Origin of the sequence: Stutzerimonas nitrititolerans (assembly GCF_003696285.1) — a bacterium.
In the GTDB taxonomy this organism is placed as follows: domain Bacteria; phylum Pseudomonadota; class Gammaproteobacteria; order Pseudomonadales; family Pseudomonadaceae; genus Stutzerimonas; species Stutzerimonas nitrititolerans.
Genome location: NZ_RFFL01000070.1, coordinates 1 through 622, shown reverse-complemented (window position 1 = coordinate 622; position 622 = coordinate 1). Strand labels below are relative to the sequence as shown.

At 62.5% G+C, this 622-nt stretch carries 1 protein-coding gene; it reads left to right on the top strand.

Features of this window, described 5'->3' with window-relative positions; genetic code table 11:
* The first annotated feature begins 37 nt into the window (after positions 1–37).
* Positions 38–571, top strand: coding sequence for a lysis system i-spanin subunit Rz (locus EA795_RS20735; RefSeq protein ID WP_122079245.1), 534 nt, complete (start codon positions 38–40; stop codon positions 569–571).
* Positions 572–622 lie beyond the last annotated feature (51 nt).

The window sequence follows — 622 nt, the reverse complement described above, 5'->3', positions numbered from 1 at the left end:
ACGGCAACCACTTCAGCCTCGAGCACGGTGGCCGGAAATGACCGTCTGGCTGAAGCAATACAAGCTATTCGCTACCGGCGCGGCTGTGCTCGTCCTGATGCTGCTGGCTGCTGTCGTCGCCTGGGAGTGGCAAGCCAATAACTACGGCAAGCAGCTCGCTGAACAGCGTACCGAATGGGCTGACCAACTGCGCCTCACCGCCGAGGCAAACGCCGAGGTTATCCGTAAACAACAGACCGACCGCCTGGAGCTGGAAGCGCGCCTGGCCGCTCTCGACACAACCTCAACCGAGAAACTGACCCATGCACAAACCGAAAATGACCGCCTGCGCAGCGAGTATTCTGCTGTTGATGATGAGCGCCGCCGGCTGCGCATCGAGGTCCGCGTCGCCCGGGCCGACGCCATCGTGTCCGCCGCCACCGGCTCCAGCAGCCTGGGCGATGCAACCAGCGTCGAACTCAGTACAGCAGCTGGATCAGCTGTTTGGGATATCCGCGGCGGAATGATCAGCGATCGGGCGAAGCTGGAGTATCTGCAGGAGTGGGCGAGGGCGGTGCGGGCTGGCGAGTAGGAAGTCACAGCACGCCTTCGCCTCCCGCTGTATGGTGAGGTGACCCAATCA

Coding starts and splice junctions, on each gene's coding strand:
- EA795_RS20735 (WP_122079245.1), top strand. CDS start 38: ATGACCGTCTGGCTGAAGCAATACAAGCTATTCGCTACCGGCGCGGCT.